This window comes from Pseudomonas sp. CFBP 5748 (assembly GCF_053850495.1).
In genome coordinates this window covers 180,764-195,374 of record NZ_JBSPTN010000009.1, presented here as the reverse complement: position 1 = coordinate 195,374, position 14,611 = coordinate 180,764, and the positions used below count along the sequence as shown (strand labels likewise).

The 14,611-nt window shown below is 63.6% G+C and carries 10 protein-coding genes; 4 read left to right on the top strand and 6 right to left on the bottom strand.

The genetic code is table 11. The features are described 5' to 3' along the window. Positions 1-56 precede the first annotated feature (56 nt). Entirely contained in the window at positions 57-611 is a 555-nt protein-coding gene (locus ACWNZ1_RS21275; protein ID WP_456027879.1) for a cysteine hydrolase family protein, read from the bottom strand. Between the two features lie 98 nt (positions 612-709). On the opposite strand from ACWNZ1_RS21275, the gene ACWNZ1_RS21270 reads away from it, so the two are divergent. The 3 genes from ACWNZ1_RS21270 to ACWNZ1_RS21260 all read left to right on the top strand — a co-directional run bounded on the left by ACWNZ1_RS21270 (position 710) and on the right by ACWNZ1_RS21260 (position 3,789). Further along, complete coding sequence (locus tag ACWNZ1_RS21270; protein WP_135847421.1) at positions 710-1,708, top strand: GlxA family transcriptional regulator; 999 nt, start codon at positions 710-712, stop codon at positions 1,706-1,708. Positions 1,709-1,931: 223 nt separating this feature from the next. Further along, entirely contained in the window at positions 1,932-3,041 is a 1,110-nt protein-coding gene (locus ACWNZ1_RS21265) for a DUF3182 family protein (protein WP_456027878.1), read from the top strand. Beyond that, positions 3,031-3,789 carry an alpha/beta hydrolase family protein gene (locus ACWNZ1_RS21260; protein ID WP_135847419.1) on the top strand — a complete coding sequence of 253 codons (759 nt, stop codon included), beginning with the start codon at positions 3,031-3,033 and terminating at the stop codon, positions 3,787-3,789. The genes ACWNZ1_RS21265 and ACWNZ1_RS21260 overlap by 11 nt, the downstream gene beginning before the upstream one ends. A gap of 61 nt (positions 3,790-3,850) precedes the next feature. Here ACWNZ1_RS21260 and ACWNZ1_RS21255 read toward each other — a convergent pair whose 3' ends face one another. From ACWNZ1_RS21255 to ACWNZ1_RS21240, 4 genes are read right to left on the bottom strand one after another with little or no spacing between them, the layout of a single operon-like run. Further along, entirely contained in the window at positions 3,851-4,858 is a 1,008-nt protein-coding gene (locus ACWNZ1_RS21255) for a lysylphosphatidylglycerol synthase domain-containing protein (protein ID WP_456027877.1), read from the bottom strand. Next, the gene (gene clsB, locus ACWNZ1_RS21250; protein ID WP_256453837.1) at positions 4,845-6,143 is read right to left on the bottom strand and encodes a cardiolipin synthase ClsB; all 1,299 of its coding nucleotides are present in this window, start codon (positions 6,141-6,143) and stop codon (positions 4,845-4,847) included. The genes ACWNZ1_RS21255 and clsB overlap by 14 nt, the downstream gene beginning before the upstream one ends. Then, positions 6,140-6,952: an endonuclease/exonuclease/phosphatase family protein gene (locus ACWNZ1_RS21245; protein ID WP_265072461.1), complete on the bottom strand. Its 813-nt coding sequence runs from the start codon at positions 6,950-6,952 to the stop codon at positions 6,140-6,142. Before ACWNZ1_RS21245 ends, clsB begins: the two co-directional genes overlap by 4 nt. Next, complete coding sequence (locus ACWNZ1_RS21240) at positions 6,949-7,875, bottom strand: DUF72 domain-containing protein (protein WP_265072460.1); 927 nt, start codon at positions 7,873-7,875, stop codon at positions 6,949-6,951. The genes ACWNZ1_RS21245 and ACWNZ1_RS21240 overlap by 4 nt, the downstream gene beginning before the upstream one ends. Before the next feature lie 222 nt (positions 7,876-8,097). Between ACWNZ1_RS21240 and ACWNZ1_RS21235 the strand changes: the two genes are divergently transcribed. Next, positions 8,098-10,188: a mechanosensitive ion channel family protein gene (locus tag ACWNZ1_RS21235; protein ID WP_256453835.1), complete on the top strand. Its 2,091-nt coding sequence runs from the start codon at positions 8,098-8,100 to the stop codon at positions 10,186-10,188. Between the two features lie 55 nt (positions 10,189-10,243). On the opposite strand, the gene ACWNZ1_RS21230 is transcribed toward ACWNZ1_RS21235, so the two are convergent. Next, positions 10,244-14,557 carry a DEAD/DEAH box helicase gene (locus ACWNZ1_RS21230; protein ID WP_456027876.1) on the bottom strand — a complete coding sequence of 1,438 codons (4,314 nt, stop codon included), beginning with the start codon at positions 14,555-14,557 and terminating at the stop codon, positions 10,244-10,246. Between the last annotated feature and the right edge of the window lie 54 nt (positions 14,558-14,611).

Below are 14,611 nucleotides of genomic sequence, written 5' to 3'. Positions count from 1 at the left end.
GCATTGCTCAATGGTCTGCTCAGGCTGAAGCGCAGTTTCGCAGTGTTCTGTGCAACTCAGTGATCAGTAGCCAGGAATTGCTCAGTGCTCACCACACTCGCATAAGCAAACCCCAGCGCCGCCATGAAGGCCGCATGTACTTGGGCGGCCGGGACCACGACGCCGTTGAATTCCAGGTCGAGGGTGGCACAGGCATCGTGGATCACTGTGACGTCATAGCCCAAATCCGCCGCAGCCCGGGTGACGCCATCGACGCACATGTGGCTCATGCTGCCGACCACCACCAGTTGCTCGATGCCGTGGTGGTCGAGGAGGGCTTGCAGTTCGGTCTCTCGAAACGAATTGACGAAGTGCTTGAGCACCACCGGCTCGTCGGTGCGGTTGAGCACTTTGGGGTGCAGTTGCGCGCCTTCGGAACCTGGGGTGAAGAACGGCGCGTCGTCGGAGGTGAACTCATGGCGGATGAACACCACTTGATCCCCGGCCTGGCGAAAGGCTTCGATCAACTTTGCGGCATTGTCGGCGGCGGCGTCGGCACCGACCAGTGGCCATTTCCCTTGGGGGAAGTAGTCGTTCTGGATATCGACTACGATGAGCGCTTGCTTGGGCATGAGGGCTTCCTTGATCAGGTTGGGTATGGCGCCAGTATTGGCTTTTGCCGCAGGTTCGAGGATTGGCCACAACGACAATAGGCGAGGGAAAACTGACAATGACGCAGCAAAGGGCAGTCGCCGAGCTCGGGGTGCTTATCTATCCCGGCGCGCAATTGGCGGCGGTGCATGGGTTGACCGATCTGTTTGCCGTGGCGCAGCGAATTGCGGCCGAGCATGGCAGTGCGCAGTTGCCACGGCTGCGGGTCAGTCACTGGCAAACGGAAAATGACGAAGCGCCGTTGCGGGTGTTCGACAGCGAAGCCGGCCCGGCGGGCAAACTGGTTGCGTTGCTGATTCCGCCATCCCTCGCCGGTTTCGATGAGGAGCAGGCCTCCCAAGGATTGATGGATTGGCTGCGTGCGCAGCATGCCGGTGGCACGGTGTTGGGTGGGGTTTGCGTAGGCTCGATTCTGCTGGCCGAAAGTGGCCTGCTCGATGGGCGCAGCGCCACCACCCACTGGACCTCGGCCAAGTCCTTCGCGGCGCGTTACCCGAAGATCAAACTCAACGCCGACAAACCCATCGTCGACGACGGCGACCTGATCACCACGGCCGGGTTGATGGCCTGGTCGGAGCTGGGGCTGCGTCTGGTGGACCGCCTTCTCGGGCCGAGCATTGCCACGCGCACGGCGCAATTTTTGGTGATCGAGCACAGCGACAGCGCCAGCCAATGCGGCAGTAACTTCGCGCCGATTCTCGGGCATGGCGACGCGGCGATTCTCAAGGTCCAGCATTGGCTTCAAAGCAGCGGTGCGGTGGACGTTTCCCTTGGCGCGATGGCCGAACGGGCCGGGTTGGAAGAGCGCACCTTCCTGCGCCGCTTCCGCGCCGCCACCGGGCTAAAACCCACCGAATACTGCCAGCACTTGCGAGTCGGCAAGGCCCGGGAAATGCTCGAGTTCACCAATGGCACCATCGACCACATCGCCTGGACCGTGGGTTATCAGGATCCGAGTGCGTTTCGGGCGACGTTCAAGAAGATTACCGGGCTGGCGCCGAGTGATTATCGGGCGAGGTTTGGGGTGAGTCCGCCGGGTGTTTCAAGGCCGCAGTGAGTGCTTTTGTGGCGAGGGGATAAACCTCCTCGCCACAGGAGACGGTGCGAGTATCGTGCAATTTGCCGGATATCAACCGCAGGTCGTGCAGAATGAAACAGGCCCGGTGCTATCAACTCCTCGCGATTCCCCCGTTTGCTTGACCGTCCTGGCGGCTTCCATCGTTGGCCTGATCTCTGCACCCCTTAACCCACAGCCATCGAGCACAGGTAAAGGGCAACGCATGACGCCAGTCAATCGCAACAAAACCGTAGTGGCCCACTCGGTCAACCCCCACGCGCCGCTCCATGAAGTGGAAACCAATCGTGCGCTGGCCCGCTGGCTGGCGCAGATCCTCGGGCTGGCGTACGGCGGCAGTTATGATGAACAGCAACATGCCGGGCTTGATCTGTATTGGGTGCCTACGCAAACCCTGATCGGCGCCGAGGCCGCGTTGCGCCTGGGCGTCAAGGGGCCCGAGGACCTGTGGGGCGGTTACGTCGAGCACGACTTTATTTGCACCAAGGCGATCGCCCACGGTCTGCTGAATAAGGATGCCGTGGCCCCCGAGGGTTGGTCGCCGCTGTTCGCCAAGCTCACCCGAGGCGCGGTGCTCGATGGCGTGAGTGTCTTTGCGCTCAAGGACGCGCGCCCGGCCGCGGAGCATTTGCTTTACACCGGGCCGATCCGCCTCAAGCCGATCCATGCTTGCGCTGGACGCGATCAACGAGTGATCAAGAGCCTTGCGCAGTTCGATGAAGTTGCCGCCGCGCCTGACGCCCAGACACTTTTTCGTGATGGGGTGGTGCTGGAGCAAAACCTCAGTGAGGTCCAGACCCAAAGCGTCGGCCAGAGCTTCATCAGCGGCAAAGTCCTCAGCTATTGCGGCGTGCAACACCTGACCCAGGACAGCGAGGGCTTGGAGGTCTACGGCGGCTCGGATCTGTTGGTGGTGCAGGGCGGCTATATCGAATTGCTCAGGCTTGAGCTGGCCGACGATGTCCGTGAAGCGGTACGCCTGGCCCAAGTGTTTGATGACGCCGCCCACCAGGCTTACCCCGGCTTCTTCGCCTCGCGGCGCAATTATGACGTTGCCCAGGGCCTGGATGCCGCCGGCCAGCCCCGTGGCGGTGTGCTGGAGCAGTCGTGGCGCATGGGTGGGGCCAGCAGTGCCGAGCTTGCGGCGTTGCAGGTGTTCGTCGAGGCCCCGTCGACCAGCGCGGTGCGCGTGTCCTCGGTGGAAACCTACACCGACCAACCGCTGCCCCCCGGCGCCAAAGAGGTCTATCGCGGCGCGGCGCACAATGGGGACTTCCTTCTTAAATACGTAACGGTTCATTCCTATGACGGCTAGAAGCGAAACCATACAGATCGAGATCGACGATGAACACATGAACGGGACCTTCCTGAGCCCCAAGTCGAAGGTGCCCGGCGTATTGTTCGTGCACGGTTGGGGCGGCAGTCAGGAGCGTGACCTGGAGCGGGCCAAAGGCATTGCCGGCCTGGGCTGCGTGTGCCTGACCTTCGACTTGCGCGGGCATACCGGCGGGACGGGCATTCCGCTATCGCGGGTGAGTCGGGAAGACAATCTGCGGGATCTGCTGACGGCTTACGATCGGCTGCTGGCCCACCCGGCCCTGGACACGTCGGCGATTGCCGTGGTGGGCACCAGCTATGGCGGTTACCTGGCCTCGATCCTGACATCGCTGCGACCGGTGCGTTGGCTGGCCTTGCGGGTGCCGGCGCTGTACCGCGATGAGCAATGGCACACGCCCAAGCGCGACCTGGACAAAAGCGACTTGCTCGATTACCGCAGCACCCTGGTGCATGCCGACACCAATCGCGCCTTGCATGCCTGCTCTCAGTTCACCGGTGATGTGTTGCTGGTGGAATCGGAGACCGACGACCACGTGCCCCATGCCACCATCATGAGCTACCGAGCGGCGTGCCAGCAGACCCACTCGCTGACCCACCGGATCATCGACGGCGCGGACCATGCCCTGAGCGACCCCGTGTCACAACAGGCCTACACCTCGATCCTGGTGGGCTGGATCACGGAGATGGTGGTGGGTGAGCGGTTGAGCATTATTCAGGAGCGGTGATTGTGTGGTGTGGGTGAGGGCCTCATCGCGAGCAAGCTCGCGATGGGCCACTACCTCCCCGTTATTTAAGCCCAGGTTTGACCCGCAACGCCTTGGCCTTCGCCTCGATCACCAGGTACATCATCACCGTGATCAGCAACGGCAAAATGAAGTAGATCGCCCGGTAGGCGATCAACCCCGCCAGCAGGCTGCCCCGCGACACCTCGTGCTGCAGCAGCGCAATGAACACCGCCTCCAACACCCCAAGGCCCGCCGGAATGTGGGTGATGACCCCGGCAATGCTGCTGATCAGCAACACCCCGAGCACCATCGGGTAATCCAGTTTGCTGGGCAGCAAAGTGAAAATCACCGCCGCCATCAGCGACCAGTTCAATGCCCCCAGCGCCAGTTGCAACACGGCCATGCGCAGCGACGGCAGGTTGATTTCCATACCCCGAATGGTCCAGGCCCGGCGCTTGGAAAACTGACAGGCCAGCAGATAACCCGCACTGACGAACAGCAACAGCACACCCACGCCTTGCAGCGCATTACTGCTGAGTTTCCAGCCCGGCGGCATCGTCACCAGACCGCTGCTGAACACCACGCCGGCCAGGGTCATGTAGCCGAACCAGTTGGTGGCCAGGCTCAAGCCGAGGATCTTGGCGATGTTGCCGGTGCTGACCCCCAGCCGCGAATACAGCCGGTAGCGCATGGCGATGCCGCCGACCCAGGCACTGAGGTTGAGGTTGAAGGCGTAACTGATCACCCCCACCGGCAGGATTTGCCGCCAGCCGAGTTTCTGACGGATGTAGGTGCGGCCAATCAGGTCGAAGCAGGCGTAAGTGATGAAACTGGTGATGGTCAATGCGACTGCGATGATCAACGTGCGTACCTTGAAGTCCGCCAGGGTCGCGAATACTTCCGACCAATCGATGCGCCGGGCCAGGGTCGTGAACAGCACGATCAGCAGCAGGAAGAAAGCCAGGGTCAGCGGTCTTTTCCAGCGGCTCCAGCGTGACTTGGGTTTACCCTGCTCGTGGGCGTGGGCGTGGGCGTCATGGGGTGCGGTCTGCGCGTCAGAGTGGTTCATGGGGTTCGCTCCGAACCGCCGTCGGCGGCGAAAAAGGTTTCAGGCGCGGTTTATGGGCCGGCAGCCAGCCGGCCCAGGCCGGGAAGTGGCGCAGGAAGTGGAACACCATGAAACCGACGGTCATGCGCCACAGCCGGCCCCGAGGGGCGTGGTTTTCGGGCATGACCGTGCAATGATTGCGGCTCAAATGATCGAGGCGCTGGAACAGTTCGCGGTTGAACGCCCGATCGCGGATCAGCACGTTGGCTTCCAGGTTCAGGGACAGGCTCAGCGGGTCGAGATTGCTCGAACCGACGGTGCTCCAGTCCTCATCCACCAGCGCGACTTTGCCGTGCAGCGGCCGTTCGCAATATTCGTAGATCACCACGCCGTCCTTGAGCAGGTAGTTGTAGAGCATTCGCGCGGCGAGCTTGGCGATCATCATGTCCGGCTGACCCTGCAGGATCAGTCGCACCTCCACGCCACGGCGCGCCGCATTACGAATTTCGCGCAGCAACCGGTAGCCGGGGAAGAAATAGGCGTTGGCGATCACTACACGGCGCTGGGCGCTGCGCAGCACTTGCAGGTAGACCTCTTCGATGTCGGTCTGATGTTCGTGGTTATCGCGATAGACCAGGCGCACCTGGCCGTCATGGTCGTTGAAGGCCAGCTCATTGCGCCGACTGCGCCGCCGTTGCCACCAGTATTTGGCCCGCGAAGGGCGGCCGCTCTGCACCAGCGCGAAGTGATGGATATCCACCACCGCCGGGCCTTTGACCTCCACCGAGTAATCCTGCTTGGCCTCGGGGCCGAAATCCCCCAGGTGGTCAGCGGAAAAGTTGATCCCGCCGATAAACGCGATGACCCCGTCCACCACCACGATCTTGCGGTGCAGGCGGCGGAACCAGTTGGTGCGGATCCCCAGGAGCCGGGGGGCGGGATCGAACATCTGCAGCCGCACCCCGGCATCACTCAACGATGCGAGGAATTCAGTGGTCAGCTCACCGCAGCCGAAGCCGTCGAGGCTGACGCTGATGCGCACGCCACGGTGGGCGGCGTCCACCAGCAGGTCCCGCAGTTCGATACCGACCTTGTCCTCGAACAGAATGAAGGTCTCCAGGAGGATTTCGCTCTCGGCCCGGCGAATGGCCTCGAACACCCGGGGGAAATACTCCTCGCCGTTTTCCAGGAGCGTGACGCGGTTGTTGCCGTGCCAGCTGTATTCGATATCGGCCGGTGCCGGGTTGCGCTCGGTGGGTGGAACTTCAATTTGCTGCACCGTCTCCTTGTTCACCGTCGTGCTCATAATTCGATCTCCACCGACAGTGGTGCATGGTCGGAAAGGTGCGACCAGGGACGTACGCTCAACACCTTGGGGTGATGGGCCTTGAGGTTGCGTACGTAGATGCGGTCCAGGCGCAGGATGGGCAGGCGCGCCGGAAAACTGCGGGCCGGTTTGCCCAACCGCTCGGCGAACACTTCCCGCAAGCCGCAGGGCTCGAGCAGCTCACTGGCCTTGCCGCGCCAGTCGTTGAAGTCCCCGGCGACGATCACTGGCGCCTCGGGCGGCAGTTCCTTCAAGCGCTGGCAAAGCAGCTGCAATTGCTCGATCCGATGTCCCTCGCGTAGCCCCAGGTGGACGCAAATGGCGTGGATTTGCGGGCTGTCGGCGCCCGGCAAGCGCAGCACGCTGTGGAGCATGCCGCGGCTTTCGTGGCCGCTGATGGACATGTCGATGTTGTCGTGGCGGATGATCTGGAGTTTCGACAACAGCGCATTGCCATGGTCGCCCGCCGGATAGACCGCGTTACGCCCGTAGGCGAACTGCGGCCAGAGGCTGTCGGCGAGGAATTCGTATTGCGGCATGCTTGGCCAGTTGCTGTAGCGCTGAGGGTGGTGTTCGTGAGTGCCATGCACTTCCTGCAAAAACACCACATCGGCGGACACGCTACGCACCGCTTCGCGCAGTTCCGGCAGGATGAAGCGGCGGTTCAGCGCCGTGAACCCTTTGTGGGTGTTGACCGTCAGGACGGTGAAGCGGCTGACCCGGTCAAGGTCTTGGGCCAGGTGCTGGGTCGGGTCGCGGGTCGCGTCGGGGGATTGTGGAGTGCTCATGGCAATACTCCCTCGGCCGGGCGCACACCGGGTGCGGTAGCGAGGTCTTTGTCCAGGTCGAAGTGCTCCAGCAAGTGCCGTGCGTCATAGGGCGCGCGGACTTTGATGTCGTTGTCGAAATAGCAGAACACTTCCCGGCTCTTGCGCGCCTGAGGCTTCTTTTTCGGGGCGATCAGGTGGGCGTCGCCGGGCTGCTTGCCGTGGCTCCAGGCCTCGATCCGCTCGCCCCAGCGTTGCAGCGCCGCGTCGGTGTAACCGCTGGCGTACAACTCCTCGGCGCCGTGCAGGCGCAAGTAGACGAAATCGCTGGTGACGTCTTCGCGATAGGGCCATTTGCCGGCGGTGTCGGCGATCACCAGGGCGACATCGTAGCGCTTGAGCAAGGTGATGAACCGCGGGTCGATGAAGCTCTCGTGACGAATCTCCACGGCGTGACGCAGCGGGCGCTTTTTATCGGTCCTGGTGCTGGCGTGGCCGTCCAGGCGCGGTTCGTGCTCCCGGGCCAGGGCGGCGGCGCCTTCGGTGTCGTGGGGCAGTTGCTTGAGGAAGTCTTCGAACAGCTCGGGGTCGAATTTGAAACTGGGGGGAAACTGCCAGAGGATCGCGCCGAGTTTCTCCTTGAGTTCCAGCACCCCGGAGGCGAAGAAGTTGGCCAACGGCTTGTGGACATCCCGCAGGCGCTTGATGTGGGTGATGAAGCGCGGGGCCTTGACGCTGAATACAAAGCCAGGCGGCGTCTCGGCGTACCACTGGGCATACCGTTCGGGGCGTTGCAGGGCGTAGAACGATCCATTGATTTCGATGCTGTTGACCGCGCGCGAGGCGAATTGCAATTCCCGCTTCTGGGTCAGCCCCTTGGGGTAGAAATCCCCCCGCCAAGGCGTGTAACGCCAACCGGAAATGCCAATGTGGATCGCCGTCATGTGTCCCTCCCGTGCCAATGACCTCGTACCGCCTGTGTCTTGTGATGACTGTTGCGCGGCCCGGAAAGTTTCGATGGGCTTACCAGCGGTGGAAATGTGTGAGGTGACTGTGGCGAGGGGATAAATCCCCTCGCCACAGGTGTTGTATTGACCTTTGGAGCGAACTTGCCCGCCCGTAATTGATCAGTTCTTTACCGATCACGTGTGAAGGAGCCTCGCGTTTTGTCTCGATTGAGCACTGTATTGCTGCTGTTTTTGCTGGCGATGACCGGCACCAGCGCCTATGGGACCGCCGCTGTCCCCGGCACCTCCAAGCCCGACGAACCGCCCGCCGAACCCGCACCGCTGGTCCAGGGCGGCTTGCTGGGGGCGATCAGTTCGAGCATCGATGACGTCCAGGAAAAACTCGACCTCAACCAGAGCCTGGTGGACGCCTGGCGCCTGCGGGCGGATCGGGCTGCGGATGAGGTGGACCGGCTGGTGGACCAGACGTCCCGCTCGTCCTGGCGGGTGGCGGGAGATTTCCTGTTGCTTTCCGGCGTCTGGCTGGGGACTTTTGCGTTGATCTGGGCAGGCGCGCGCATGCTGGTGCGACGCCTGGGCAAGGGCCGCTGGCTGCGCACCCGCCAGCGCCTGCGGGGCTTGCTCGGCTATCTGCTGCCCTACACCGTGCCGGCGCTGGTCTGTCTGCCGCTGACCCTGTACGTCAGCCACTTTCTGCAAGTCTCGGTCGGGCGTGCCCTGGCGCTGTGTTTCGCCTACGCCACCAGCAGCGGTATTTTCTCCACCTCGGTGTTGCTGTGCGTCATCGTGATGTTCAACGCCGGCCACAAACGCCGGGCGGTGGCGATGATCCGGCGGTTCAGCCCCCGGCCGCTGTTCATGATCGGCTTTCTCGCGGCCCTCAGCGATGCCCTGACCAGCCCGCAGATCGCTCGGCAACTGGGCGGCAACATCACCAGCAGCATCGCGGTGTTCACCGGTTTGTTCGCCTCGATGATCTTTGCCTGGCTGGTGATTCGCATGCGCCGGCCGGTGGCGCACCTGATCCGCAACCGACCGTTGGCCCAACGTTTGAAACAACCGGCCCTGCAAGAGTCCCTGCGGATTTTTTCCGGGCTCTGGTATTGGCCGATCCTGTTGATGGTGTTGGTCTCGGCGGTGAGCCTGATCGGCGTTGGCGAGGACAACCAGAAGGCCCTGCGTTGCGCGATATTTACGACCATCCTGTTGATCGCGATGGTGTTTCTCAGCACGGTGTTCCAGCACGTCTTCAAGTCGCCCAAGGTCGAGGTTATCCAGCGCAACAGCGCGTACAAGGGCCGTTTGCTGAGCCTATTGCATGCGTTGTTGCGGATCGTCATGGCGGTGGCGTTCATTGAGATCCTCGGGCGCATCTGGGGGATTTCGCTGTTCGAATTCGCCTCGCGCAATGCCGTGGGCCGGGCGATCAGCGATTCCTTGAGCCGCATCGGCCTGATTTTCCTGGTGACCTGGCTGATGTGGGTGGTGCTCGACACGGCGATCCAGGAAGCCTTGAAACCCCCTTTGAACAAGCGCGGGGCTCGCCAGCCGAGCACCCGGATCAAGACCATCCTGCCGCTGCTGCGCAACGCGGCGAAAATCATTCTGGTGGTGATTTGCGCAATCACCACCATGGCCAACCTGGGCATCAACGTCGCACCGTTGCTGGCCGGTGCCGGGGTGGTGGGGCTGGCGATCGGTTTTGGTTCGCAGCAACTGGTGCAGGACGTGATCACCGGGCTGTTCATCATCATCGAGGACACGCTGTCGATCGGCGACTGGGTGGTGCTCAGTTCCGGCCACGCCGGCACCGTCGAAGGCCTGACCATCCGTACCCTGCGCCTGCGCGATGGCAAGGGTTTCGTGCATTCGGTGCCGTTCGGCCAGATCAAGGCCGTGACCAACCAATCCCGGCAATTCGCCTTTGCGTTTTTCTCTGTGCAATTCACTTACGACACCGATGTCGACCAGGCCATCGAGTTGATTCGCGAGGCCGGGCGCGCGATCGCCGAAGACCCGTTCCTCAAGTTCAACCTGCAAGGGCCGCTGGATGTGTTCGGCGTGGACAAGATGGACCTCAACGGCGTGGTGCTCACGGCGCAGTTTCGTACGGTGTCCGGTGGGCAATATGCGGTGAGCCGGGCGTTCAACCAGCACCTGAAGAAGCTTGTGGATAACGACCCGACGGTGCATTTTGCGCAGACTTATCCACAGCAGGTGGTGATGCCGCGGCGGTTGGTGGAGGAGGCGAAAGAAGAGGGGGAGGAGGCGCCTGGTCAATCTCAGTAGCTGCTGAGTTTAGTCGAGAGGCTTATGGCCCCTTCGCGAGCAAGCCCAGACACCTTCAACCTTTCTGGATGAGCTTGTTCCTCACCTCTGCCATCCCCTGTCCATCCAACTCCACCCACAAATGCTGCTTGCCGGCAATCTGCGCCGCAACCGGCAATCCATCGCGATACACCAGCCGATTACTCGCCAGCGCCGGCACTTTCGCCCCTGGCAGCAAAGTACCGGCCAGGTTCAGCGGGTCGACGCCGCAGACCGCGACCAGGCTGCCGTCGCTGGGGCGGCGGCGCACTTCGCGCAACAGCGGGATGGCTTCGGGCAGGGCGAACTGTTCGCCCGCCAGGCCGCTGACGAAACGCCCACCGCGAATGTCGCCCCGCGCCTCCAACCGATGAAAGGTGCGCAGCAACTCGCGCCAACTCGGCAACCAATCGGCCTCCCGCTCCAGCAAGCGCCAGAACACCACGCCGTAACGACGCAGCAGGGTCATGGCGATGTGTTCCAGGGTCTCGGGTGCTGTGGGCGTGGGGCGGTTGCTCTCCACGGGCGCGGGAGAACTGCGGCGCAACAAGGCCCAGCGCCCGGCGTCGTCCATGCCTCCGACAAACGCACCGCGTCCGCGCCGACTGCTGCGGGCCTGGCGTTTGCTGGCCGGGGTGATCAGCGCGCGCAGGCCGGCAAAACTGTCGGCGTTCACCAACCCGGCGCCCACCAGTTCCTGCAAGGCGATTTCCAGTTCGCTGCGCAACAGGTGGGCTTCGTGCAGCAACTCGTCAAAAAACAGCGCGCCGTGTTCGCTGAGGGCCTGATGGACTTTTTGCGTCTTGAGCGACAGCTCGCCGGGGGGCGTTTGCTCGGCCAGGCTGCTCCACAGCGCCACCTGGCTGCGCGGCAGCAACACAATCGGCGTGCTGCGCAGTGCACTTGCAGAGGCTTTCTGGCGGGCGCTCAGGCGCGTCCACACCAGCTTGCCGCTGCGGCACAACTCATCAAGCCAGCTCGGCGTGTAGTCTTTTATCCGCGCCGGCAGCAGGTCACTGTCCCAAGCCGAGGCAGCAGCCGGGTAGCCCTCGAACTGGTTGATGATCGATGGCAGTACGGCGCTACCGCGGCCTTGGGTGGACGGCGACAGATGCTGCCAGTCGAACAGAAATCGCATGAAGTCCTGCAGCATCACCGGCTCGATTTCCCGGCGCAGGCGCTTGACCGTGTAGCGATGGATGCGCGCCAGTAAATGCCGCTCGCACCATTCCTCTTGCGCGGTGCCCGGCGTGAATCGGCCGCGCAACACGTAGCCTTGCTGCTCCAGGTGCGCCAGGGCCTGGGTGACTTGCGGGGTCGACAACCCCAGCGGGTAGGCGATGGCCGGCAACGGCAGCGGGCCGAAGGCGCTGAGCCGGGCGCGAAGCACTTCCACCACGGCCTCGTCGCTGGCCCAGGCCTCATCAAAACCGGCCAAGGGCGTCAGTGGCGGCTGCCATCGGGCCTGTGGATAAATCGCTTGCAGGCAGGTCAATCGCTCCAGCGCCACCCACAGGCCACGTTCGCTGCTGATCTGCACATGACTGGCGCGACCGCCATCGGCCAAGCTCTGCAACCAGCCCCGCCATGACGGATGGGTGTCGGCTTCGCTGTCGGCGATGCAGGCCAGGCTCATCAGTGCTTCGTGCATTTCATCGAGGTTGGCGGGCGTCGGCCAGGCTTCGTCTCGCACCGACTGGATGGCCTCGGCGTCCAGCGCGCCCAGGTCGTTGGTGGCTTGTGGGTCGCTCCAGCGCCGGTTGATCACCGCCTGGGTCCGCCGTTCTTCCAGCGGTGCATCGTCGAGAAAGGTGTAGGGGCGGGCGCTGAGAATTTCCGCAGCCAGGGGCGAGGGCGCCGGCAGGTCGCGGCTGATCAGGCGAACCTCGCCGGCTTCCATGCGCCGCAACAGCGTCAGCCAGCCTTCGCTGTCCATGGCTTCGTGCAGGCAATCGTCGAGGGTCTGTTCCACCAGCGGGTGATCGGGGATCTCGCGCTCGCCGGCGAGGTTCTCCAGGCAGGCGATCTGGTCCGGGAACACACTGGCGATCAGGTCTTCGCTTTTCATCCGCTGGATTTGCGGGGCGACTTTGCGCCCGCCGCTGTAACGCGGCAAGGCCAGGGCCACGCCGGCATTCCAGCGCCAGCGCACGCCGAACAACGGCGCATCCAGCACTGCCTGGACGAGGATCTGCTCGGCGCTGTGGCTGTTGAGGTAACGCCAGACCTCGTCCAACTCGAAGCTGTGGCTGGTGGACAGCGACAGCACGATGGCGTCTTCGCTGGCGGCGGCCTGCAATTCGAAATTGAACGTGCGGCAGAAGCGCTTGCGCAAGGCCAGGCCCCAGGCGCGGTTGATACGGCTGCCAAACGGCGTGTGGATGATCAGTTGCATGCCGCCGGACTCGTCGAAAAACCGCTCCATCAGCAAGGTGTCCTGGGACGGCAGGGCGCCGAAGGTCAGGCGGGCCGGGGCCAGGTAATCCACCAGCTGTTCGGCGCTGGCCAGGTTCAGTTGCAAGGTGCCGGTGAGCCAGTCGAGGGCTGGTTGCAGATTGCCCGGCGTGGCGCCGAGCAAATCGTCCAGCTGGGCTTGCAGGCGGGCCACGGCCAGGGACAATTCGGCGCTGCGCCCGGGGGCTTCGCCGAGCCAGAACGGGATGGTCGGCGGCTGGCCCTGGGCGTCCTCGACCCGCACGCGGCCGGTCTCGACGCGAATGATGCGGTAGGAGGTATTGCCCAGTTGGAACACGTCGCCGGCAATGCTCTCCACCGCGAAGTCTTCGTTGACGCTGCCGATGTTCAGCCCTTGGGGTTCGAGCAGCACGCTGTAGTCGGCGTTGTCCGGGATGGTGCCGCCGCTGGTCACGGCGGTCAGCTTGCTGCCCCGGCGCCCGCGCAGGGTACGGGTGACGGCGTCCCGGTGCAGGTAGGCACTGCGCACGCCTTGGCGGCCATTGAAGCCTTCAGCGAGCATTCGCAGTAACGCCTGATAGTGGCCGTCGTCCAGTTCGGCGTAGGGGGAGGCTCGGCGGAAGGTGTCCAGCAGCGCCTGTTCCTGCCATTCCTGGCAACTGACCTCGGCGACGATCTGCTGGGCCAGCACATCCAGTGGGGCGATGGGGATGTGCAAGGTGTCGAGTTCGCCACGACGCACGCAATCGAGCAGGGCGGCGCACTCGAGCAAATCATCGCGGGTAGTGGCGAACAAACGGCCCTTGGGCGTGCCGCCGACCTGGTGCCCGGAGCGACCCACTCTTTGCAGGAACGCCGAGATCGAACGGGGCGAGGCGATCTGGCACACCAGGTCGACGTCGCCAATGTCGATGCCCAGCTCCAGGGACGCGGTGGCGATCAATACCTGCAATTCGCCGCGCTTGAGGCGTTGTTCGGCGTCGAGGCGAAACTCTTTCGCCAGGCTGCCATGATGGGCCGCCACCGCGTCCTTGCCCAAACGCTCGCTCAGGTGCCGGCTCAGGCGCTCGGCCAGGCGCCGGGTGTTGACGAACACCAGCGTGGTGCGGTGTTCCCGGGCCAGCTCGGCGAGGCGGTTGTAGACCAATTCCCACACGTCGTTGGCCATCACCGCCGAAAGCGGCACCGGCGGCACCTCGATGTCCAGGTCGCGCGGGCGAGCGTGGCCGATGTCGACGATTGCACAGGTGCGTCCCTGGCCCACGAGGAAGCGCGACACGGCTTCGATGGGTTTTTGCGTGGCGGACAGGCCGATGCGCATCAGCGGTTCGGCGCACAGGGCTTGCAGGCGTTCCAGGCTCAAGGCCAAGTGACTGCCGCGCTTGCTGGCGGCGATGGCGTGGATTTCGTCGACGATCACCGTGCGGGTGCTGGCGAGCATCTGCCGCCCGGAATCGGAACCGAGCAGCACGTAGAGCGACTCAGGCGTGGTCACCAGGATGTGCGGCGCGCTCTTGCGCATCGCCGTGCGTTCTTTCTGTGGCGTGTCGCCGGTGCGCACGGCGGTGGTGATGTGCAGGGGCGGCAGGTCCATTTGTCGCAGCTGTTCGGTGATGCCGGCCAGCGGGTTTTGCAGGTTGATCTGGATGTCGTTGCTCAAGGCCTTGAGCGGCGAGACGTAGACCACCAGGGTCTGGTCCGGCAGGCCGCCCTGTTCCAGGCCGCGATGCACCAGGTCATCGAGCACGGCGAGAAACGCAGTCAGGGTCTTGCCCGAACCGGTGGGTGCCGCTACCAGGGTCGAGCGGCGTTGGCCGATCAACGGCCACGCCTGGGCCTGGGCGGCCGTGACCGCCGGGAATGTCTGGCTGAACCAGGCGCGAACGGCGGGGTGAAAGCCTGCCATGGCGTGGTCGGCTGCAAGGGGCAGATTCATGGGGGCAGTTATGCGGGTGGGAGGGGGAAGATGCAAGTACCTCTGAGCTATGCA